At 62.5% G+C, this 22432-nt stretch carries 20 protein-coding genes; 11 read left to right on the top strand and 9 right to left on the bottom strand.

Going from position 1 to position 22432, the window contains the following annotated elements:
- Complete coding sequence (locus tag ACNQOP_RS10730; RefSeq protein ID WP_416404445.1) at nucleotides 1–1035, top strand: hypothetical protein; 1035 nt, start codon at nucleotides 1–3, stop codon at nucleotides 1033–1035.
- Here ACNQOP_RS10730 and ACNQOP_RS10735 read toward each other — a convergent pair.
- The 6 genes from ACNQOP_RS10735 to ACNQOP_RS10760 are packed head-to-tail and all read right to left on the bottom strand — an operon-like array spanning nucleotide 1032 to nucleotide 7284.
- Nucleotides 1032–1757 (bottom strand): DUF4166 domain-containing protein, encoded by a 726-nt coding sequence (locus ACNQOP_RS10735; RefSeq protein ID WP_416404446.1) that lies wholly within the window; start codon nucleotides 1755–1757, stop codon nucleotides 1032–1034. The two genes, ACNQOP_RS10730 and ACNQOP_RS10735, sit on opposite strands and share 4 nt — an antisense overlap.
- 11 nt (nucleotides 1758–1768) lie before the next feature.
- Nucleotides 1769–3061, bottom strand: a complete 1293-nt coding sequence (locus ACNQOP_RS10740; protein ID WP_416404447.1) for a DUF58 domain-containing protein — start codon at nucleotides 3059–3061, stop codon at nucleotides 1769–1771.
- A 32-nt stretch (nucleotides 3062–3093) separates the two neighbouring features.
- Nucleotides 3094–4134 (bottom strand): AAA family ATPase, encoded by a 1041-nt coding sequence (locus ACNQOP_RS10745; RefSeq protein WP_416404448.1) that lies wholly within the window; start codon nucleotides 4132–4134, stop codon nucleotides 3094–3096.
- On the bottom strand, nucleotides 4131–5333 hold the full coding sequence (locus tag ACNQOP_RS10750; protein ID WP_416404449.1) for a DUF4350 domain-containing protein: 1203 nt from the start codon (nucleotides 5331–5333) through the stop codon (nucleotides 4131–4133). Before ACNQOP_RS10750 ends, ACNQOP_RS10745 begins: the two co-directional genes overlap by 4 nt.
- Nucleotides 5330–5986: a DUF4129 domain-containing protein gene (locus ACNQOP_RS10755; protein ID WP_416404450.1), complete on the bottom strand. Its 657-nt coding sequence runs from the start codon at nucleotides 5984–5986 to the stop codon at nucleotides 5330–5332. The genes ACNQOP_RS10750 and ACNQOP_RS10755 overlap by 4 nt, the downstream gene beginning before the upstream one ends.
- A gap of 23 nt (nucleotides 5987–6009) precedes the next feature.
- Nucleotides 6010–7284, bottom strand: a complete 1275-nt coding sequence (locus ACNQOP_RS10760; protein WP_416404451.1) for a hypothetical protein — start codon at nucleotides 7282–7284, stop codon at nucleotides 6010–6012.
- Nucleotides 7285–7507: 223 nt separating this feature from the next.
- Between ACNQOP_RS10760 and mtrA the strand changes: the two genes are divergently transcribed.
- The 7 genes from mtrA to secA all read left to right on the top strand — a co-directional run bounded on the left by mtrA (nucleotide 7508) and on the right by secA (nucleotide 17915).
- The gene (gene mtrA, locus ACNQOP_RS10765; RefSeq protein ID WP_211714198.1) at nucleotides 7508–8182 is read left to right on the top strand and encodes an MtrAB system response regulator MtrA; all 675 of its coding nucleotides are present in this window, start codon (nucleotides 7508–7510) and stop codon (nucleotides 8180–8182) included.
- Entirely contained in the window at nucleotides 8154–10118 is a 1965-nt protein-coding gene (gene mtrB, locus ACNQOP_RS10770; RefSeq protein WP_416404452.1) for an MtrAB system histidine kinase MtrB, read from the top strand. The genes mtrA and mtrB overlap by 29 nt, the downstream gene beginning before the upstream one ends.
- Nucleotides 10115–11833, top strand: coding sequence for an LpqB family beta-propeller domain-containing protein (locus tag ACNQOP_RS10775; RefSeq protein ID WP_416404453.1), 1719 nt, complete (start codon nucleotides 10115–10117; stop codon nucleotides 11831–11833). Before mtrB ends, ACNQOP_RS10775 begins: the two co-directional genes overlap by 4 nt.
- A gap of 106 nt (nucleotides 11834–11939) precedes the next feature.
- Nucleotides 11940–12941, top strand: a complete 1002-nt coding sequence (locus ACNQOP_RS10780) for a ComF family protein (protein ID WP_416404454.1) — start codon at nucleotides 11940–11942, stop codon at nucleotides 12939–12941.
- 142 nt (nucleotides 12942–13083) lie between these two features.
- Nucleotides 13084–13812 carry a ribosome hibernation-promoting factor, HPF/YfiA family gene (gene hpf / locus ACNQOP_RS10785; protein ID WP_235520694.1) on the top strand — a complete coding sequence of 243 codons (729 nt, stop codon included), beginning with the start codon at nucleotides 13084–13086 and terminating at the stop codon, nucleotides 13810–13812.
- A 29-nt stretch (nucleotides 13813–13841) separates the two neighbouring features.
- Entirely contained in the window at nucleotides 13842–15131 is a 1290-nt protein-coding gene (locus ACNQOP_RS10790; protein WP_416404455.1) for a winged helix-turn-helix domain-containing protein, read from the top strand.
- Nucleotides 15132–15173: 42 nt separating this feature from the next.
- Entirely contained in the window at nucleotides 15174–17915 is a 2742-nt protein-coding gene (secA, locus tag ACNQOP_RS10795; RefSeq protein ID WP_257369203.1) for a preprotein translocase subunit SecA, read from the top strand.
- Between the two features lie 93 nt (nucleotides 17916–18008).
- Here secA and ACNQOP_RS10800 read toward each other — a convergent pair whose 3' ends face one another.
- Together ACNQOP_RS10800 and ACNQOP_RS10805 are read right to left on the bottom strand one after the other, a co-directional pair.
- Nucleotides 18009–18431, bottom strand: a complete 423-nt coding sequence (locus ACNQOP_RS10800) for an Rv3235 family protein (RefSeq protein ID WP_416404456.1) — start codon at nucleotides 18429–18431, stop codon at nucleotides 18009–18011.
- 153 nt (nucleotides 18432–18584) lie between these two features.
- Nucleotides 18585–19358, bottom strand: a complete 774-nt coding sequence (locus ACNQOP_RS10805) for a LysM peptidoglycan-binding domain-containing protein (RefSeq protein WP_349470300.1) — start codon at nucleotides 19356–19358, stop codon at nucleotides 18585–18587.
- Nucleotides 19359–19497: 139 nt separating this feature from the next.
- Between ACNQOP_RS10805 and ACNQOP_RS10810 the strand changes: the two genes are divergently transcribed.
- Nucleotides 19498–20070, top strand: a complete 573-nt coding sequence (locus tag ACNQOP_RS10810) for a hypothetical protein (RefSeq protein WP_235520605.1) — start codon at nucleotides 19498–19500, stop codon at nucleotides 20068–20070.
- Here ACNQOP_RS10810 and ACNQOP_RS10815 read toward each other — a convergent pair.
- A complete protein-coding gene (locus ACNQOP_RS10815; protein WP_235520604.1) occupies nucleotides 20067–20288 on the bottom strand; it encodes a helix-turn-helix domain-containing protein in 222 nt (73 codons plus the stop codon). The genes ACNQOP_RS10810 and ACNQOP_RS10815 overlap by 4 nt on opposite strands.
- Before the next feature lie 152 nt (nucleotides 20289–20440).
- Here ACNQOP_RS10815 and ACNQOP_RS10820 point away from each other — a divergent pair, with 152 nt between their 5' ends.
- Together ACNQOP_RS10820 and ACNQOP_RS10825 are read left to right on the top strand one after the other, a co-directional pair.
- Nucleotides 20441–21085 carry an SAF domain-containing protein gene (locus ACNQOP_RS10820; protein WP_416404457.1) on the top strand — a complete coding sequence of 215 codons (645 nt, stop codon included), beginning with the start codon at nucleotides 20441–20443 and terminating at the stop codon, nucleotides 21083–21085.
- Nucleotides 21082–22392: an AAA family ATPase gene (locus ACNQOP_RS10825; RefSeq protein WP_349470302.1), complete on the top strand. Its 1311-nt coding sequence runs from the start codon at nucleotides 21082–21084 to the stop codon at nucleotides 22390–22392. Before ACNQOP_RS10820 ends, ACNQOP_RS10825 begins: the two co-directional genes overlap by 4 nt.
- Nucleotides 22393–22432: the final 40 nt, after the last annotated feature.

Genomic DNA, 22432 nt, shown 5'->3' on the forward strand with positions numbered 1-22432 from the left:
ATGTCCTCATTGAATGACCTGCGTGCCAGTGCCACGGCGCTGGGGCCGTGGCCAGGCAGCGACCCGGCAGAAGCAAACCGGATTATCCGCGGCGAGTTGGGCGACCCGCATCTTCCGTTCCTGCCGTCGTTGCCGGACAGGGGTGTGGGATCGGACCCCGTTGGCCGAACGGGTTCCCTGCTGGTGGACCTGGCCATCGATGTCCAGCCCCATGGTTGGCGTCTGGTGGACAGGCCCGGCAAGGACGCCCAACGCGCTCGTTCAGCCCTGTCTACCGACATCAACATCCTGGCCGACATCGCCGGCGCCGAGGATATTTCGGCCACGGCCCTGAAAGTCCAGTTGCTGGGCCCGATGAGCCTCGCTGCCAGCCTTTACCTGCACAACGGGGAGCGGGCCCTCCTGGACTATGGCGCCAGGCGGGATGTTGCGGAGTCCCTTGCTGCGGGCGTTGGCGACTATGTCCGCAGGATCTCAGCCGCGGTGCCGGGCGCCGGGATCGTGGTCCAGGTGGACGAACCGGATATCGCGTCGATCATGGCAGGGACCATCCCGACGGCGAGTGGTTACCGAACGCTGAGGTCCATCCCGGGGGAGGAAGTGACAGGCGCTTGGCAGTTGGTCATCAAGGCGCTCAAGGCTGCGGGTGTGGTGGAAACCGTTGTTTCGGTTCCCGAAATAGAAGCACCCATTGACCGTGTGATCGCTGCCGGGGCTGACGGTGTCGCCGTGCCTCTCAAGGCCCTGACGACCCGGCAATGGGAACAGCTTGCAGAGGCCGTGGAAAACGGCAAACGCTTGTGGGCGGGTGCCCTGCCGACGGGAGATCCCCAGTCCCTGCTGCCCCGGACTGCCGACGTGGTGGAGTGCATCTGGAAACCGTGGCGCCAACTCGGCTTGCCGGCATCGCAGCTTGCCGGGGTTCGGGTCACCCCGTCCACTGGTTTGGAACACTTCACACCGTCGTCCGCCAAAGCCGTCCTTTCGAAGCTGACGAAGGTCGCTGACGGTCTGGACCAACTCATCCAGGGCTAAATCCGTTCCTCCCAGCGGTCCGGTTCCGCGTACCGTGGGAGTGTTGTGCCGGGTGCCGTGCCCGGCAGGTAGGGTGCCAGGCGGTAATCGAACCGCCCGGCATACACCAGGACCAGGCCGATCTGCGGTTGGATGACCTTGACCTGGATCCGGTGCTTGCCCTCGACGCCGTCCCACCACTGCTCGGCGTAGGCGCGGGCGTCCAGGGCTTCAGGCAACGGAATCCGCAACGGCCCCAGCAGGAGCCGGCTTGCTTTCGACACTCCACGCAGCCGGCCCTCTGGGGTGACGCTGACATCCAGGTCCGTGACCAACCGGCGGTACCGGCCCACATGGTCCACCAGTCGGGCTTCCACCCCAGGTGCCGGTTGCCCGCCGGACGTCGGAATCGCACTGGTCGTGTCATGGAAAAGCCGTGTTCCGGACGGGAAGTAGATCTCGCGGCGGGCTGTGAGCGCTGGTCGCCCGAAGGGGTCGACATGGGCGTGGTTTTCTATGCGGAACGGTATGCCTTCACCGTACTCGGGGAAGAAGGCCTCCTCGCTTCCGGTCAATGCGAGGAGGGGCCGCAGCCACTTCTGCCGGCAACCCACAACATCAAAGATCCCCTCGCCTATGCCATAGGTGCCTGAACCAGCGGAAAGCGAAAAATACTCCTGGAGTTCCGGCGTCAGTCTCTTGAAGTCCTCTCCGAGGGCGAGTTCATAGATGGGGCTGTTCATGGGCGTCCTTCCTAGAGCCGTCCGGCGGCTTTGAGCCGTATATAGGTGTCTGCGAGCAGAGGCGGAACGTCGAGGGGGTCAGCGTCCACCACCTCGGCTCCGAGTTGTCGCAGTTGGGCTGTAACAGCGGCCCGCTCCAACAGTGCGCGTTCAGCGGCGGCTGCACGGAACACCTGGCTGGCCGTGGTCCGTTGTTCCTTCATCCCGGTGAGCAGGGGATCGCGGACCGAGGCAACCACTACCGCGTGTTGACGCGACAACTGCGCGACGGTGGGGAGCAACCCTTCTTCGGGGGCGCCGCCGTCGAGCGCCGTCAACAAAACCACCAGCGAGCGGTGCGCCGAGACGGCCCGCACTTGGCCCGGTATCTGTTGCCAGTCAAGTTCGATCAGTTCCGCTTCCAATGGGGCCATGGCTTGGACCAACTGCCCGAGCAGATTGCCCTTCGACGCCGATTCGACCCGGGCGCGCAGCCTCCTGTCGTAAGCGAGGAAGTCCACCCGGTCTCCACCCCTCTCGGCGAGCACAGCCAGCAACAAGGCGGCTTCGATGCCTGTATCGAGGCGGGGTTCATCGTTGATTCTCGCGGCGGCTGTGCGGGACGTGTCGAGGACGATGACGACGCGGCGGTCCCGCTCCGGGCGCCACGTCCGCACCACTACGGAGGTCCGGCGTGCCGTGGCGCGCCAATCGATGGACCGGACATCGTCTCCGCGGACGTAGTCCCGCAGGGAATCGAACTCCGTTCCGGCGCCGCGGATCTGCACAGCCGCCTTTCCGTCCAGTTCCCTGAGCTTCCTTAGCTTGGAGGGCAGATGCCGCTTGGAGTGGAAGGGTGGCAGCACCCGCAGCCGTCCGGGGAGCACGCGCGTACGCTGGCGGGCGGCCAGGCCCAAGGGCCCCATTGAGCGGATAGTCAGGTGCGGGCTTTCCAGGTCCCCGCGACGCCGGGGTACCAGGGCCACGGTCAGGCGGCGCCGCTCACCGGCCGGGACCGTGAGGCTTTGGACAGGGCTGATGGCTCCCGCGGAAGGCTGCCATGCATCACGGATACGGGCCCGCAGTTTACGGCCGGTGGGATTGGATACCATCACAACCGAATCCGCTTGGCCTTCAAGCGTGACGTTGCCGGGTTGCCGTCGTTCCAAACCCAGTTTGGCCGGAGACACCGCCACCACAAGGTCAAGGACCAACAGGAGCAGGAGTCCGATGCCGACAAAGAGAACAGTGCTCCACGCGGGGAACACCACCAAGGGAACCAAGCCCAGCACGGCCAGGAGCACGAAACGCCCGGTAATTGCCACTTAGTCCGCCCGGTCCTTGAGAAATCCTGGAATCATCGCGGCACCGGGACGGACGCCAGGATACTGCCCAGGACATCGTCCACCTGGATGCCATCCATCTGGGCTTCCGGCCGAAGGCCCACCCGGTGCCTCAGGCAGGGCAAGGACAACGCTTTGACATCGTCCGGGGTCACGAAGGTCCTGCCCGACAACCACGCCCACGCTTTGGACGTATTGAGCAATGCGGTGGCACCTCTGGGGGAGACCCCGAGCTGGAAAGAAGGTGCGGACCTGGTGGCCCGCACCACGTCCACGATGTACGCAAGAATTTCGGGTGCAACGGTCACATCCGCTACTGCCGCCTGGGCGGCGGACAGCTCGACGGCGCCAGCGACCGGCCGCACGCCGGCGGCTGCGAGGTTGCGTGGATCAAAGCCGACGGCATGGCGCCGGATGACCTCAATTTCCTCGGCCCTTCCCGGCAACGGCATGGTCAGCTTGAGGAGGAAACGGTCGAGCTGGGCCTCAGGCAAAGGATAGGTGCCTTCATACTCCACAGGATTCTGCGTGGCCGCCACGATAAAAGGAACCGGCAACGGACGTGACAGCCCATCGACCGAGACCTGGCGCTCCTCCATGGCTTCCAGCAGCGAAGCCTGGGTCTTCGGCGGTGTCCGGTTGATTTCATCCGCGAGCATGATGTTCGTGAAGACCGGGCCTTCGCGGAAAGTGAATTCGGACGAGTGGGAGTCGTACACCAGGGAGCCCGTCACATCGCCTGGCATCAGGTCGGGGGTGAATTGCACCCGCTTGGTGTCCAGGCTGAGAGCGGTGGACAACGCCCGTACCAGGAGTGTCTTCGCCACCCCGGGCACACCCTCCAGGAGCACATGGCCGCCACACAGCAGGGCGATCAGCATTCCAGTCACGGTGGCATCCTGGCCAACGACAGCCTTGCCCACTTCCGCCCGGACGTTGAGCAGCGACTGTCGTGCAGGGTCTTCTCCGGCCGGCCGCTCCGGTGCCTGCTGTGGGGCGGCGCCGCCTGCGTGTTGGCTGTTGCTGTCCGTGTAGCTGTTCGGCTGGCTGCTCATCGGGCGGTTGCCTCCTCTTCGATTCGTTCGATCTGTTGGGCCCACTGCACCAGTTGGCCTTCGGTTGCGGGTATGGCGTCGATCAGGACTGACCGTACTTCCGGTGCCGGCCTCCCCAAGCGGTTGGAACAGGCGTCCACGATGGCTTCGGCGGTGGCGTCGGCCCCGAGGTTGAAATGACGGGCCAAGCGGGTGAGGGTTCCTGCCCGAAGATTGTCCGCTGCGCGGTCTATGGCCCGGGAGTCCTGGTACAGCCGGGCCCTTCCCTCTGCTGTCTCTGCTGCCTTGACAACCACGGGAAGCGGTTCAAAGACCAGCGGCCCCATGCGCCTGCCCCGCCAGGCAATGGCAAGGACGGCCACCAAGCCAAGCCAGGGGCCGGCGAATGCCAGCCATCGGGGTGCCAGCTCGTTCAGGGTAGGTGTCGAATCCGATGCCGCAACGTCTTCGATGCCGGGTAGGTACCAGACAAGCTCGGCATTGTTCCCAAGGGTTCGCAGCGCCAGGGCGGCGTTTCCCTCAGATGCGAGGTGTTCGTTGTCCAGCACCTCGGAGCTGCCGATGGCCACCAACCTCCCGTCGGCTGATGCGGCGTAGACGCCCGGTCCACCGTCCCGGATGGGGTAGCAGACTACGGGACCCTGGAAAACAGGTCCCTGCACGGAAATTCTGCCGGCCGACGTGGCGTCCTCCTGCTCGCAACCCGGCTCTATCGCGGTGGTTGCTTCAGGAACGACGCCACCGGGATGGAAGTCCGGCCCCAGTCCACCGAGGCTCCGCAACCTTGGCTTGACCAGCACCAACCGGTCGGCCATCGCCGCAACATCCTGTACTTGGTCCTGATTGAGGAAACCACGGGGATCATAGACAAGCACTGTGGCTCGGGGCTTTTCAGTCAACGCGGTCCGGGTCTCCTCCAACGTGTCGGTCGGATTGACGGAAACGCCGTGCTGCCCCAGGATTTCTGCCGCGGCCATGGCGCCATCCGGGGCGGGATTCCGGGCGGACAGCGGGCGCTTGTCGCTGTTGCCAGTGAGAGTGGAAACAGCGAGAAAGGCCACCAAGCCGGCGAGCAACGCACCGATCGCGATCCACGCCAGGTTCTTTCGGAACCAGTCAGGGAAGCCGCGCCGGGAGGAGCCGCTGGTGGGTGCCGCCTCATCCGAACCTTGGGAGTGTTCCTGCAAAGTTGTCGTCATCGTGGCACCGCGAAGCCGGCAGCTGCCTGCCCTGCATAGTCGGGCTTCATGGCAAGGACATCGGTATCCAACTGGCGCAGGGAATCGTAATCGGCTTTCGAAGCCCCCGCCTCGCCGTAGCGTATTGCGTCGAACACGCGGGCAGCGGCAATGAGCCTGCTTTGTGCGGCCCCAAACACACTTCCCAGTTGGGCTGCCGCTTCGTCTGCGGTCCTGCCGGCCCGGACATCAATGACGTCCCGCTCTTCAGCGGACCTGACCAGGGCGCGGAACAAGTCGACGACGGCGGCCGGCCAGTCGCCGTCGTCGGCCGCGGCTGCGGCACGCGAACGGTACCCGTCCGCATCCATGATGCGTTCGTCACCATAAATGTCCGTGACCCCTGCTTTTCGCCGTGCGTTCAACCGTGGCCGGACCACAAGGATGGCCACGGTAACGACCGCTACGGCCACAGCGAGGATGATGGGCACGGCGAGGTCGGGTCCTGGACCGGACAGCTCACCGTCGAAGGACGAGAGCCAGTCCAGGAAATCCCGCCACAGCTGGTCAACCCAGCCTGGACGTGCGTCGGGGTATTGGGCTTTTGCGAGTTCTTCGGCAGCCCATTGGCGCGCCTCGTCGCGACCCGGTGTCACTGGGGGCTCTGTGCCCACTGGTACGTTCCAGCCGGGAAACCTCATGCGGGAGGACGCTGACCAGGCGGGATGTATGGAAACTGTCCACCGGCGGGTGGCTGCCCGTTGCCGGGTAGTGCCGAAGGGGCGCCCGGGATGCCGTCAGGGTCCGCTCCGGTTTCCATTAACCGCATCAACTCCATATCAAGGCCATCACGACGCATGCGCAGGTCCATGTAGAGCAACGCCAGAACTGACGCCTGGAAGGCAAAAGTTACCGAGCCCACCAAAGCTCCGATGGCGGAGGAAATAACCGTACTGACCACCATGGTGGAAGCGACTGTGTCCTGGTCGGGATGGGGCGAGACCACTCCGCCGATGGCAGTGGCAGCCAGAGAGGCCGGGATTTGCACGATCTGGGCAATGATTCCAACCATGATCGCCACTACAAGGGTGATCCCGAAAATACGCCACCAGTTGTTCTTCGTCAGCTGCCAGGACCGAAGGAGGCCGTCATAGACGCCCGTGCGTTCCACGACGATGGCCGCCGGGGCGAGCATGAGCTTCAGGCCAATCCACACAATAAGGACGACTGAGCCCAGCCCCACCGGGAAGACAATAAATAAGGCCATGGGCCCCATTGCCGTAAACAGCAATACCGCGATGCCCGCTACGGCAGCAACAGCGAGCAACCCGCCCACCGTCAGCAAGGCTGCTACGCCAAGCAGCGGCCAGATCCTGCGTCCGGCGAGCGTCCACATCTGCTTGAAGCCGGTCCGTCGGTTAAGGACCGACCGCGCCACCGGGACCACCAGCACTCCCTGGAGGACCGAGCCAAGGAAACCGATCAAGACCGAAATACCCATGGCCCCTGCCATGACGGCAAAGACCGGGCCCATCGCTTGGAGGAACTCCTCCTCGGAGTTGACGGTTTCAAGGGATGAGGTCATCTGGACCATCCCCACCGTGACTGCCCCGATCAGGATCGCCCCTATGGCCTGCACGATCAGGGCCGAGCCAAACATCGCCGCGGCGTTGCGGCGGATGGTTTGGAAGGAGCCGTCTAGGATCTCGCCGAACTGCAACGGACGCAATGGAATGACGCCGGGTTTTGGGGGCGCAACGTAGAGGGGCTGGCCGTAGGGAGCTCCGGGTGGCCACCCTGGCGCAGGCGGTCCCGGGACGCCTTGGCTACCGGCCTGCGGAACTGCCCACGCTGGAGGGCCGCCCCACTGTGGCTGGTTGCCCCACGCGGGTTGGTTGCCTGGCGGTGGCTGGTTGCCCCACGCGGGTTGGTTGCCTGGCACCCCATCCTGGCCGTGCTGTGGTTGTGACACGATATCCTCCCCATAAGGCCCGCTCCGTCGACGTCCGACGTCCCCCATACGGACCCTCGCACCCAGCCTATAGTCCCGCCGTCGTCGCTCCTAGCCTGCCGCGGTGCCGCCGTCGACAAGCATGGCCGCGCCGTGGTGCGTTACGGTGGAATTGCCCTGGGGGCGCCATGCCGTGCGCCGTGCCCAACGGGACAAAGACTTGGCGATAAGGGAATATATAACTATGAAGGCACGCATTCTGGTAGTGGACGACGACGAAGCACTCGCGGAGATGATTGGTATCGTCTTGCGCAATGACGGCTTCGAGCCCGTCTTCTGCGCGGATGGCGGACAGGCCTTGGAAATCTTCCGTTCCTCGAAGCCCGACCTCGTGCTGCTGGACCTCATGCTCCCGGGCTCGGACGGCATTGAAGTGTGCCGCCAAATCCGTGGCGAGTCAGATGTTCCCATCGTGATGCTCACGGCGAAGTCCGATACGTCCGATGTGGTCCGTGGCCTCGAGTCCGGTGCCGACGACTACGTGCCCAAGCCCTTCAAGCCCGCCGAACTGGTGGCGCGTGTACGTGCGCGCCTGCGTCCCGGCGAACAGAAGGCCCCCGAAACGCTGCGTATTGCGGACGTCACGATCGACGTCGCAGGGCACCTGGTGACCCGTGGCGGGGAGCGCATTTCGCTGACGCCCCTCGAATTCGACCTTCTTGTGGCCCTGGCCCGGAAGCCGTGGCAGGTCTTTACGCGCGAGCTCCTCCTCGAGCAGGTCTGGGGGTATCGGCATGCCGCGGACACGCGGTTGGTCAACGTCCATGTCCAGCGTTTGCGCTCAAAGATTGAACGTGACCCGGAAGCGCCAGAGGTTGTCTTGACGGTGCGTGGTGTCGGATATAAAGCAGGTTCCTGAGTCCGCAGCCGGCGAGGCCGGCACGGCAAAAGGGGATGCTGCCCCCGAGGTTTCCGAAACAGCCGGCGTGGAACAACCGACGCCGGCTACTTCGGCCACCCCAAAGCCGGCAGAATCGTCCCCGCCTCCGGCACGGGACCTCTCGTGGTTCCTGACCCGTACCCGGATCTGGACACGCCGGGCCCTGATCCTTGTCCTGCGGGTGTCGCGGCTGGTTGTCACCGGCATCAGGCACATCCGGCCTGGCCTGCGCTTCCTGTGGAAGTCCTTGCTGCGCCGCTGGCGCCGTTCACTGGAATTCCGAACGGTCCTCACCACGTTGCTCCTGGCCGTGACATCGTTCGCCATCGTGGGTGCGTACCTTTCCAACCAAATCGCCAACAACCTGTTCCAGGAACGACTCGCCCAAGCGGAGTCAGAGTCACGCTACAACGTCAAACAGGTCCAGGACACGTTCGACGGCGCCCAGGTCACCGACCAGTCGAGCGTCATCACCCTGGTTTACGACACCCTCACGGCGGTGGAAGGCCGGGGATCGGTGATCCAACGCCGATACGTCTTTGAAGCCAAACCCGAGCAGACCAAGCCCCGAAACCGGTGGGTCGAGTCGAGGGCCTCGGACCAACTGACCGTTCGGGTCATACCGCCGGAGTTGCGCAAAGCCGTCCAGGAAGGCGGGAAGCAGCAGTTCTGGGCTTCCACGCAGTTCCCGGTGGGCAACGAGGACCGACCCGGCATCGCCGTCGGAAACCTGGTGACGTTCAACGGCACGGCCTATGAGCTGTACCTGATATACGACCTCAATTCGGCCCAACAAACCCTGAATGAGATCCAGAATGTCCTCTGGGCCGGTGGTGCCGCACTGGTTCTCATGATTGGCGCCATTGCCTGGTACGTCACCCGGAATGTCGTCAGTCCCGTGAGCCACGCTGCAGTGGTCTCGGAAAAGCTTGCCGCCGGGCAGCTCCAGGAACGCATGGTAGTCAAGGGCGAAGACGAGGTGGCACGATTGGGTGCCTCATTCAACCACATGGCTGCAAGCCTCCAGGAACAGATCACCCAGTTGGCGACGCTGTCCCAGATGCAGCAGCGCTTTGTCTCCGACGTCTCCCACGAGCTCCGCACCCCACTGACCACCGTGCGCATGGCCGCAGAGGTCCTTTTCGACGCCCGTGACGAGTTCGATCCCATGAACAAAAGGTCTGCGGAACTGCTCTATCACCAGGTTGAGCGTTTCCAGTCGTTGCTGTCGGACCTGCTTGAGATTTCCCGGTTCGACGCCGGCGCCGCTGTCCTTGACGCCGAGCCCCAGGACATCTTCCAGGTAATTTCCCACGTCATTGACGGTGCGGCGCCCGTGGCCGAGGAGTATGGCTCGGAAGTCCGGCTGAGCGCCCGCCAGAAGAGCATTGTGGTGGAAATGGACTCCCGGAGAATCGATCGGATCCTGCGCAACCTGCTGCTCAACGCACTCGAACATGGTGAAGGCAGGCCCATCCATGTTTCGGTGGCAGCAAACCATGATGCTGTGGCCGTGTCCGTCCGGGACCACGGCATCGGCATGAGCCAGGCAGAGGCAGCGAGGGTATTCGACCGCTTTTGGCGGGCAGATCCGGCCCGTGCCCGAACCACGGGAGGCAGCGGCCTGGGCCTGTCAATCGCTGCCGAGGACACCAAACTGCACAACGGATGGCTGCAGGCCTGGGGCCGCAAGGGATCGGGATCCAATTTCCGCCTGACGCTGCCGCTGCGCCAAGGGGGCACCATCGTAAAGTCGCCGTTGCTTCTGGAGCCTGCGGACTTCGAATTCCCCGGATCGGCAAACGAACGCCACATGCTGGTGCTTGGCACGGGATCCACGGGTAATCCCGGGCAGACCGCTTCAGATGCTGACCGGAATCCACAAACAGGCAGCGGAACGAGAGAGGCCCCGTGACGAGAACGCGTTTTGCCCGTTCCAAGGCCGCAGCCGTTATTCTGGCCGTGCTGATGCTCCTGCTCACCTCCTGCGCGCAAATTCCCCGATCAGGACCAGTTGGCAAGAGCAAGGATGAAGGTGCAGGCAATCCGAATGCGCCGGTCTTCTTTCCTGCCGCGCCGCGGTCCGGTTCCAGCCCGGAAACCATCATTGAGGACTTTTACATGGCCGGCAGCGGCTATGAGGACGATTACCCTGTTGCCCGCCAGTACCTGACACAGGCGCAATCGGTGACCTGGAAGCCTGACAAGAAGGCCCTCGTTTTCCGTGCGGCGCACGTGGTCAAGGCTGCCGCGGAAAACGAATACGTCTACGAACTTGATCTTGCCTACTCCGTGGACGCTGACGGCGTCGCCACCCAGTTCCCACCGGGAACCAGGGAGACCATCCCCCTGACCTTGGAGCAGGTAGAGGGGGAGTGGCGCATTTCAAAGGTCCCGGACGGCACGGCTATTCCGGAAGAAACGTTCAAGGTCATTTATGGGGCAAACCCCATCTACTTCTACGACCCGACGTTCACCTACGCGGTACCTGACTATCGGTGGTTCATCAAGAAGAACACCGTCAAATCCATGACCAGCGCCTTGTTGGCCGGCCCGGCACCCTACCTTCGGGGTGCTGTGGTCAGTGCTTTCCCATCGGGGATGAAACTTGCCCGCGAATCCGTGCCCGTGGTCTCAGGTGCTGCGCAGGTGGACCTGTCGGCGAAGGAACTGTTTGATGCCTCCGCGGAGGATCGCCAGAGGATGCAAAACCAACTGGCCCTGACCTTCAGGAGCCAGCCTGATGTCATCAACGTCCAACTTCGGGCGGACCAGGACCTGGTCCGGGTCGAGGACAACGGAACGGTGCTGCCGCCCGTGCTGGACAAAAATGTTCCTGCACACCAGATCGCCGTGAACAATGGTGACCTGGTGCGGTACGAGAACAACAGGGTTTCCCCGCTCCCGGACATCCAATCCGTTGCGGGCTTGGGGCCGCATGCTCCCGCGGAGTCGCCAGTGTCCCAGACGGCCGCCTTCCTCAACGGTGACAGGACCACCCTGTACTCCATCGAACCAGGCCAGCCTGCGCGACAACTTACCACCAGGAGCACACTGACCGGGCCATCGTTCAGCCCACAGGATTGGGTTTGGACCGCGGGGCCCGGTGCCAACGGCGCTGCCGAAGTGGTGGCGTACAAACCCACCGGAGTTCCACCGGGCACCACCGTGCCTGCCGTCACGATCACCCCGTCCTGGCTCTCGGGCCGGACCGTGAAGGATTTCCGGGTGTCCAGGGAAGGGACGCGGGCCCTGGTCATTTCGGAGGCCAACGGCAAATCCGCGGTCCAGATCACGGGAATAGTCCGTACTCCTGACGGGGTGCCCAAGGACCTCACAACTCCGGTCACACTCCTTAGCACCGGCAATGCAAACCAGGGTGTGTGGATTAACGGGTCAACGGTAGCCGTGATGTCCGGTTCAGTGACGTCCACGGTTGTTCCGGAGTTGCTCAGTTTGGCCTCAGGTGAACCCCAGCAGCTCGCACCCTGGGACGGACTGACCAGCCTCAGCGCCGGCAACGGATCCGAGCAGATCTATGGTCAGTCAGAGGCCGGGATTTTCCAGCGGGTCGGCAACGGCTGGGAACTCCAGCTCAAAGGACCTACGGAACCCGCGTTTCCCGGCTGACGTCTTCGTCAGGCCGCTATCACGGCCCTTTGTCCACATGGGGCCTCTGTCCACATAGGGCTACGAAGTCCTTCCGTGCAGTAGTGCTCTGGCACAGGCTGATGGAATGACTTCGTTTCCTCCCGCCGCAAAAGCCGCCCGCCCCCGTCGCCGCGAGGACCCTGACCTGGAAGCCACAGCCAGCGGTCTCGCACGGCGTCGCGGACCGGACAGGCAACCCATGGGCAGGATCCTTTCCGCGCTCCAAAGAACCGCGGCTGAATTGTTGGCCCTGCTGATCCCTGTTGAATGTGTCTGCTGCAATGCCGAAGACACCGTCCTGTGTCGAACTTGCGCCAAGCGGGTCCGGCAACTCTGCAGGCAGCCCTTTCGGGCGGAGCAGGAGGCGCCCGCCCTGGTCGAGTTCGACGGTACGGCGAAGATCGGTGTGGTGGCTGCGGGGCCGTACCGCGATGAACTGGCGCAATGCCTGCTCTCGTTTAAACACCATGGCCAATGGAAGTTGGCCGGAGTGCTGGCGAACTGCCTGAGCAAGGCCGTGGACTCTGCCACAGGTGGCTTGGAAGGCTATCGCCTCGTCCCGGTACCAACCAGTACAACGGCGTTCGCGAAGCGCGGATTCAGCCCTGTGCACCTCCTGCTCTTCTGGATGCGGCTCCGGAGGACACACCCGCAAGGCCGTGCATTGGATGCGCTGGTGAAGACCGCCCGTCCGTTCCGCCACGGGCTGGGCCAATTCGCACCCCGCGATCTTGCCATTTGGCTTGCCAACTCCGTGCTGGGTGGCGACGCCGGCCAGGATCGGGGCGGGCAAAAGGGGCTGGGGCGGGGCGGGAGGGTCAGCAGGGTCCGCGGCTCCATGCGTGTGCGGAGCCGCTGGCGCAAGGAGCTCAATGGTGCCCGATGCATACTGATCGACGACGTGCTCACTACGGGCGCCACCCTGGCCGAGGCTGCGCGGGCCGTCACCGCGGCCGGAGGCGTGGTTTGCGGCGCTGTTGTTCTCGCGGCCACGAGGCCACCAGCCTACGCCTCCGTAGTGATCGCAGACGACCCCATGGCAGTTGATAAGACAAAATCAAAAAATAAACGGCCAAAGGATGAATAACACGTGACGATGAACTAACGTCGGTTGTGGGTACCAAGAACAGATGTACCTGTCGATAGCGGCTCGGAAAGGGGCTCGACTGTCCGTCAGACCAGCCCCCAACAGAGTCGTTGTCGTGTCACCGAGTTATTTGGAGGGCACCATGGAGTTCATGATCAGCGGACGAAATCTGACAGTTTCTGACCGCTTTCGCGAATACGCCGGCGAAAAAATCTCGAAGATTGAATCGCTGGGGGATAAGGTCCAGCGAGTAGACGCCAAGGTTTCCAAGGAAACCAATCCCCGGCAGACGCCGGGCCAGCTCACCGTCGAAGTGACAGTCCTGGGCCGAGGCCCCGTTATCCGTGCCGAGGCCACAGCCGCTGACAAATTCGCTGCCTTCGATCTTGCGTACAACAAGCTGCTGGAGCGGCTCCGCCGTGCGAAGGACCGCAAGAAGGTCCACCACGGCCGTCACACGCCCAAGGCCGTCCGGGAGGCCACGGCAACGTTGGAGCCGGCCAGCACCAGCGAGCCGCTCTACGTCGAGGCAAGCAATCACCAGGACTCCGAGCCACAGACCGATGAGCGTTCTCCCTACGAGATTGAGAACGACATCCCGGCGGGCGATTCACCCGTCCTGATCCGCCGCAAGGTATTTCCCGCAGCGTCGCTGACACTCGACGACGCCGTGGACAGCATGGAACTGGTGGGACACAACTTCTATCTGTTCCTGGACAAGGAAACCAACGCGCCCTCGGTCGTTTACCGGCGCAGTGGCTGGACTTATGGTGTGATTACCCTTGATTCGACGTGCGAACCGGGTGAGGAGGCCGTGGAAGAGAAGATCCACGCCTATCGCTCCGATGACCAGGCCGCTACGGCAAAGTAAGTCGTCAACTCCTGCATGAAGGGACTTCAATGACCGCTTCGCTGAGCCTCTCACAGGCACGGCGGATCGCATTGGCAGCTCAGGGTTTGGCAAAGGTCCGGCCTACCGGCCCCGTCACAGCACGGGCGGTGGGCCGGACCTTTGCCCGGCTCCAGTTGGTCCAGATCGATTCCGTGAACGTAGTGTCACGCAGCCACTACCTTCCGTTCTTTTCCCGGTTGGGTAACTACGACCCCGACATTCTGCATGTCATGGCTGGCCGGAAGCCGCGCAAGATGATGGAGTATTGGGCGCACGAGGCAAGCTTTATCCGGCCGGAGCACTTCCACGACCTCCTGCTGTGGCAAAAGCGCGCTTGGGTGGGCGCGCACACCCTGGATCCCTTGGTACGTCAGGGTATGGAAGACCGCATTCTCTCGGCCCTCGCCTCAGGGCGTCCAATGACCGCGTCCGAACTGACTGCGAAGCTCGGGCATGTCCACGATGCTTCGCGAGACCAATGGGGTTGGAACTGGAACATGGTCAAACGCGTGCTTGAGCACCTCTTTGAAGAAGGAAGGGTTTCCGCGGCTACAAGGACCCAGCAATTCGAGCGGAAATACACCCTCACCACCCGGGTCGTTCCGGACCTGGCTCCGCCGGTCCTTGATCCCGAAGCATCCTTGGACCGACTGATCGAGGCCGCCGCCCAAGCCCATGGCATTGGCACGGTGCGGTGCTTCTCAGACTATTTCCGTACACCGGTGAAGGCCGGAGCGGAATCGGTCCGGCGTTTGGTGAAGTCCGGCCGACTGGAACCTGTGTCAATCCGTGGCTGGGACCGTGAAACCTTCAAGCACGTCGAGGCAAAGATGCCGCGAAGAGCGGAAGGGCGTGCTTTGCTCAGTCCTTTTGACTCATTGGTCTTTGAACGTCGACGCCTGGAAGAGCTCTTCGGCTTCCACTATCGGATTGAGATCTACACCCCGGCTGCCAAGCGACGATTCGGCTACTACGTTCTGCCGTTCCTCCTGGGCGAACGCATTGTGGCGCGGGTGGACCTGAAGGCGGATAGGGCCTCCGGCCAGTTGCTGGTGCGCTCGGCGTTCGGTGAGGCCGACGCACCGGCGGATACCGCCGTCGAACTTGCCGCAGAGCTCTGCCTGATGGCCCAATGGCTCGGCTTGGACGACGTGGTGGTTTGGCCCGTTGGTGACCTTGCAGCCAGCCTGGCCAGTGAGGTGGCAGTCCTCAGTGTCGATAGTGCCGGCCCCGCCCAGCCGAGCAGTCCGCTCACAGGTGAACCCGGCAACGTGGCGTTGGTCTCTCCCGTAGACTGAAACAGCCAGAATTCGGCAGCATGAGACTGGGAGCAATTTCACGTGGCATCACTAATCGAAAAACTTCTCCGCACGGGTGACAAAAAGACACTCAAGCAACTGCGGAACTATGCCGATTCCATCAATGCCCTGGAAGACTCTTTCAAGTCCTTCACGGACGCTGAACTCCGTGAGGAAACGGATCGCCTCCGCGCCCGCCACCAAGACGGCGAGACCCTTGAGGCACTGCTGCCCGAAGCCTTTGCCGCCGTTCGCGAGGCGTCATCACGGACCCTGGGAATGCGGCACTTCGATGTACAGCTGATGGGCGGGGCCGCCTTGCATTTGGGCAACATCGCCGAAATGAAAACCGGTGAAGGTAAAACCCTTGTTGCCACCGCACCGGCCTACCTCAACGCCCTGACCGGCAAAGGCGTCCACGTGGTCACGGTGAACGATTACCTTGCCGAATACCAGTCCGAACTCATGGGCCGCGTCTACAGGTTCCTTGGCCTCACCAGTGGTTGCATCCTGTCCAACCAGGACCCGGCCGTGCGCCGTGAACAGTACGCTGCCGACATTACTTACGGCACCAACAACGAGTTCGGCTTTGACTACCTGCGCGACAACATGGCCTGGGATGCCAGTGAACTCGTGCAGCGCGGCCACAACTTCGCGATCGTTGATGAGGTTGACTCCATCCTCATTGATGAGGCGAGGACGCCCTTGATCATCTCGGGACCGGCGCAGGGCGACACCAACCGGTGGTACAGCGAATTCGCGAAGGTTGTTACGCGGCTTCAGCCTGAGGTCGACTACGAAGTGGACGAGAAGAAGCGGACCGTCGGCGTGCTGGAAGCCGGCATCGAAAAGGTTGAGGACTATCTCGGAATCCAAAACCTGTACGAATCTGCCAACACGCCCCTCATTGGTTTCCTCAACAATGCCATCAAGGCGAAGGAATTGTTCAAGCGGGATAAGGACTACGTCATCCTCGACGGTGAGGTCCTGATTGTCGACGAGCACACCGGGCGCATCCTGGCTGGACGCCGTTACAACGAAGGCATGCACCAGGCCATTGAAGCCAAGGAAAATGTCGAGATCAAGGCCGAGAACCAGACTCTCGCCACGGTGACCTTGCAGAACTACTTCCGCATGTATTCCAAGCTTTCCGGCATGACCGGTACGGCCGAAACCGAGGCCGCGGAATTCATGAGCACCTACAAGCTTGGCGTCGTTCCCATTCCCACCAACCGGGATATGCAACGTATTGACCAGTCAGACCTCGTATACAAGAACGAGGTCGTCAAGTTTGATGCAGTGGTAGCTGACATTGCCGAACGCCACGAAAACGGACAGCCGGTACTCGTTGGTACCACCAGCGTTGAAAAGAGCGAATACCTCTCGAAGCTGCTGGCAAAGGAAGGCATCCGCCACGAAGTCCTCAACGCGAAAAACCACGCACGCGAAGCCTCCATCGTGGCCCAAGCGGGCCGTAAGGGTGCGGTAACCGTTGCCACCAACATGGCTGGCCGTGGTACTGACATCATGCTCGGTGGCAATGCAGAGTTTACCGCCATCGCCGAACTGGCCAAGCGTGGTCTCGATCCCGAAGAGAACTCCGAAGAATACGAAGCCGCGTGGCCCGAAGCGCTGGCCGCAGCCAAGCAGGCCGTCAAGGACGAGCACGAAGAAGTCCTGAACCTCGGTGGCTTGTACGTCCTGGGTACCGAACGCCACGAATCACGCCGTATCGATAACCAGTTGCGCGGACGTTCAGGCCGTCAGGGCGACCCCGGCGAATCCCGTTTCTACCTTTCGCTGACTGATGACCTCATGAGGTTGTTCAACTCCGGCGCCGCAGAACGGCTGATGAACAGTTCAGTACCTGATGACGTAGCGCTCGAGTCCAAGCTGGTGTCCCGCGCAATTGCCTCGGCCCAGGGCCAGGTGGAGGCTCGCAACGCGGAACAGCGCAAGAACGTCCTCAAATACGATGATGTCCTCAACCGCCAGCGCGAAGCCATCTATGGTGACCGTCGCCGGATCCTCGAAGGCGACGACCTTCACGAAAAGGTCCAGTACTTCCTCGAGGACACCATCAATGCACTGATCGAGGCAGCAACCGCCGAAGGAACCGGCGACGATTGGGACTTCAACCAGTTGTGGACGAACCTGAAGACGCTCTACCCGGCCACGGTTACTCCTGAAGACATCATCGAGGAGGCCGGCGGCAAGTCACGCGTCACGGCAGAGTTCCTGAAGGATGAGATCCTTTCGGACGCCCGGCTCGTGTACCAGGCCCGCGAAGAAGCCATCGGATCGGAGAGCATGCGCGAGCTTGAACGCCGTGTGGTCCTTTCGGTCCTGGGACGAAAGTGGCAGGAACACCTCTACGAGATGGATTACCTCAAGGAAGGAATCGGGCTCCGGGCCATGGCCCAGCGCGATCCCCTGGTCGAGTACCAACGGGAAGGCTTCGTCATGTTCCAAAGCATGATGGAAGCCATTCGCGAAGAGAGCATCGGGTTCCTGTACAACCTGGAAGTCGAAGTAACGCCCGCCGAGGACGTAGTGGTCGCCGACGATACTGCCACTGGCACGCATACAGAGCACCACGATCCGCAAATCCGGGCGGCAGGCCTGCAGGCACCGGAGAAGCCGGCGCAGTTGCAGTACACCGCACCCGGCGAGGACGGAGCAACCCAGACCCGGGTGGAGGGCCGCGCGTCAGGCCGTTCCGGCAATCCCGCCAAGGCGGCTGGCCAGGAGCCACGCAAATCTGCGAAGAAGAAGCGCCGCTGACCCTCGGTAACTGCGAGTCTAAAGGGCGAACCCCGGACCTAAGGTCCGGGGTTCGCCTTTATTCATTGGTCCCGCCTTGCGATGGGTTCGCTGTCAGCCAATTTCGAGCGCAGTAACCTGCCATACCCCATCCAGGCGTTCCAGCCTCATGGCTATCGCGCGGCAGCGTTGCTCTTCCGCCACCACGATGCTGGCCTCACAGATGGACTCGGAGATGGAGCATGTCCGAACGGATCGGACCATCGGACTGCTGTGGGGCTGCTGGCTGCCGCGGACCCTGGCGGCATGTTTTCTGGTGAGGGCAGCCCGGTGCTGCAAGGAGAGGTAACACTCGGCATCAAGGGAACGTGAGAGTTGCTGGAGGGGCCGCGTCCCTGCGAGAACCTCCAAAGCTGCCTGCGCAATGCTCCTCGCAACGAGTCGAACGTCGACGTCCGCGCTGTTGGAGCTGCGGACGACGCCGGTCCCTCTTCCGCCTTGACGGCTTGCCGGCCTGCTCGGAGTCGTAACGGTCATGGTCATACCTCATGCATTCACAACATGGGCTCGGGCGTGGGGTCGCCGTTGCCTGGGTGGCTTCTGCTGGGATGACGATGGATGGGAGTCGGGATGCTACTGGAGCCCCTGAGCGGGCTCGCAGGCGGACCTTCGGGACCGCGGATTTTCGGGCTAGCCGGGGGGTGGAGGCTGGAGGACCTGGCCTGGCTGCAGCAGGGTCGGATCGGCACCAATCGTGGAGCGATTCGCGTCGTACCATTTGGGCCAGGACAGGGCGATGTCTACGTCAGTGGCGAAAGGCCCCAGCCGTGAAGCCGCGATGGACCACAGCGAGTCTCCGGGTTGCACGATGACATCTGCTTTCCCGGGGTACGTGGCCTGCCGGGACGCGGGTCGGCTGAGGAGCCCGGGATCAACAACGGGGTGTTGGGGTTTCCACCCGGGGCTAAAGGCCTCGACCCTTGAAGAACCTGTTTCGACAGGCGCTGGAGCGCCGACCTTCGGCGTGCTGTGCGATGTCGGGGTCCACGATGCACCGGTGGAATCGGTGGTCACCGTGTCCGTGGCGTGCCACCCAGGTTCGGGTTGTGTTGCTGCTTGCGCGGCGCCGGAGCCCAGCAGGTTCAGGCCGAGTACGGCTGCAGCAAGGCGCAGCATAAAACCGGGGCTGAACTTGGAAATGGAGCGGGCGGCTTTTGTCCGGCCTCTGCGCTGCATTGCGGTGGCCAGGAAGGCAAGGAAACATGACGCGGTCCACCACGTCGCAATGGAGCTGCCAACGATGCTGGCGGAGGCTCCCAAAACGTGGTCAAGGGAGGACTGCTGATGATGGTGTTCGGCCGCCAACCATTGGCCCATCAGGACGGTGCCGGTGAACGCCAAAAGCAAACCAAGCCCGAGTAACGAAGCGGCAAGGACCAGGTCCCTGCGTAGTGTTCGCGCCATTCCAAGCCCCCAAAGCCTAGTTTGATATCGTTTGATCGTCTTTGACCCATTCTGATGGGTTTTGTCGACGATTGTCCAATCCTGGCCATCAGAAAGCCGTGAATTGTCCTGCCTTCCTAGTGCAGCCTAGTCTGGCCACATGAGATGGGACTCTCTTTTCAGCGATTTGGAAGCACAATTTTCGGCCGAACGCGCGCTCCGTGATGAATCGGAGATAACGGAACGGGCCAGGGTTGAACTCGGTGGCATCGAACTCAGTGACCGGCTCCGCGGCGTGGTTGGCTCAGGCATCAAGGTCATGCTGATGGATGGCAGCGTGCTCCAAGGTGGGCTAAGCCACGTCGGCAGTGAGTGGATTGTGCTGACTGAGGGGGCGCGGCAATGGTTGATCCCTCATGGATCCGTGCTGTCCTACCAAGGGCTTGGGAGGCTGGCAGTCAAAGAAGCATCCCGGGTTCAACGTTCATTGGGAATTGCTTCGGCGTTGCGGGCCCTGTCCAGGGGCCGCATCCCCCTCGTGGTCCACCTGGCTGTCCGGAATAGCGGCGGCCATAAGCTCGATGGGGTTATCGACAGGGTGGGGAGCGACCACTTTGACTTGGCAGTCGTGCTGCAGGGTGAGGAAAGGCGCGCCGGAAGCGTTGCGGCGGTTGTGACCGTTCCCTTTGTCGCGTTCACGGCCATTAGCTCTCCCGGTGCCCAAGGGCTCTAACGCTGGGCGGTTTTGGACCTGGACTCTTCGATCATTCGGCTGGCTTCTGCATATCGGTCCTGGATGTACTGCTCCAGCATCGCTTCCTCAATGCGCCATTGTCCGCGCCCTCCCACCTGTATGGCCTTCAGTTCCCCGCTGCGCACTAACGCGTAAGCCTGGGGGGAGTTTATTTGGAGTTGTTCGGCGACATCCGCCAGAGTCAGAAATCGGGGCATGGCTCCATTTTGCCATCGGTGGTGCTGTTTGGGGTAGTTATCCACAGTTTTGGACCATTTGGGGTCGTTCGCTTTGGGGCCGCCGCCCGCCCCGGGCAAGAATGGGAGGCAAGTCCATAGGACATGCCCAAACTCGTAGGGGGAGCTGGAAAATGGGTCCAAATGCAGCTGCGGCGTCCGCGCGCTTGAGGAAGCCCTCGTGGAAGGACCCTCGACTGCTTGTCGGGATTCTTCTGGTACTCCTCTCTATTGCCGGCGTTGTCGCGCTCGTGGGCGCGGCTGACAAGACGACTCAGGTATATGCCGCCCGGGAGGATATCGCAGTTGGCCAGCGGATTACCGAAGCCGACTTTTCCATCGTCAACGTGCGTTTGGATGCCGTCGAATCGAGCTACGTTACCGTCGAAAGCGGTTTACCTTCGGACAAGGTCGCGGTACAGAGGGTAGCGAAGAATCAATTGATTCCGCAGGACAGCCTGGGTACGGCCGACCTCCTGAATCGTAAACCGGTTGCCATATCGGTGGATGAAGAACTGCCCGAGCAGGCCGTACCTGGGGCGCGGGTGGATGTGTGGGTTGCCATGCCCGGAACCGACAGGTCATTCGAAGAACCTGAATTGCTGTTGCCGGGCGCGGAAATCGCACAGGTGTCCGAAGGTGCCACTACCTTGGGGGCTTCGAAGACAAAAGTTGTACTGGTGCTGGTGACCGATGAACAAATGCCCAAGCTGTTGGGTGCGCAGGCCAATGATGCCAGGGTGTCCGTTGTGTGGAACCCGGCGGGCTTGGCCCGGTGAGTATTCCCGTCGTAACCGTCGGCACAGCTGAAGAAGACGTCGTGGGTGGGCTTGAGCGCCTGCACGGACCGGTAACGGTTGTCCGGCGCTGCTCCGAGCTTGCAGAACTGATTGCCGCGTGCCAAAGCGGGCTGGCTATGGCCGCCGTCGTTGCCGAAGGCTGCCGGGAGCTGACCGCAACCCTCGTCGACCGCCTTGGTGCGGTGGGGGTCTCGGTAGTAGCCCTCACTGACGATCCCGAGGAATCCCGACGACTCCAGTCCATCGGCGTTGTCGCCGCCGCACACGGAATCAATCCGTCCGCCCTCGCCGACCATATCTCTGAAGCAGTAGGACGTGTTGCGTCAATTGCTGGAGACCATTCCGGATACGGCAGCGCATTCTCAGATCCGGCCGCAGAATTGACAAGGGTTCCGGCGCCGGCAGATGTGGAGGAAGGGCCGCGCGGACAAGGTGAGATTATCGCCGTCTGGGGTCCGACAGGTGCACCCGGCAGGACCCTGGTAGCGGTCAACATCGCGGCGGAACTTGCGGCAGACGGCAAATCAGTGATCCTGGTCGACGCTGACAGCTATGGTGCCAGCGTTTCAGCAGTTCTTGGCCTGCTGGAAGAGTCGGCAGGTCTGGCGCAGGCGTGCAGGCTGGCCGATCAGGGCTTGCTCGATGACAGGGCTTTGGAGTCAGCGGCTTCCTTCGTATTTACCAAAGGAGGCGCTTTCCGCGTTCTCACCGGAACCACGCGTGCGGACCGTTGGACTGAGCTCCGGGCAGCGGCGCTGTCCACGGTTCTTGAGCTCGCCCGTCACGCGGCGGAATTTGTGGTGGTGGACACGGGATTCTGTCTTGAGTCGGATGAGGAACTCAGCTTTGACACCATGACTCCGAGGCGCAACGCGGCAACCCTCCGCAGCCTGGAAATGGCTGACCTGGTGCTTGCTGTGGGAGCGGCGGATCCCATAGGGATACCGCGCCTGATTCGCGGCTTGGCTGATCTTGCATCAGTCGTTCCGCAGGCATCGCCCCGTGTGGTGCTGAACAAGGTCAAGCGATCCACCGTGGGTCATTCGCCCAGGCGGCAACTGGAGGAGGCGTGGGAACGGTTCGGACCCGGCCGGGGCATCGACGCGTACCTTCCCTCGGATCCTGCTGCCTGCGAGTTGGCCCTGCTGACTGGTGCGGTCTTGCTCGAAGCTGCCCCGGACTCACCCCTCCGACATGCCATCGCCCAGCTCGTTTGTGCGCCTGGCCAGCAAAACCGCAATTCTTTGGGTCGATCAACCAGAGCCCTTCGCTTTTATAAACGATAGGCTCACCATGTGGGCTGCAGAGTCGCAGCAATCAACTTGT

The organism is Arthrobacter sp. LFS091, from assembly GCF_047977885.1.
GTDB lineage: Bacteria > Actinomycetota > Actinomycetes > Actinomycetales > Micrococcaceae > Arthrobacter.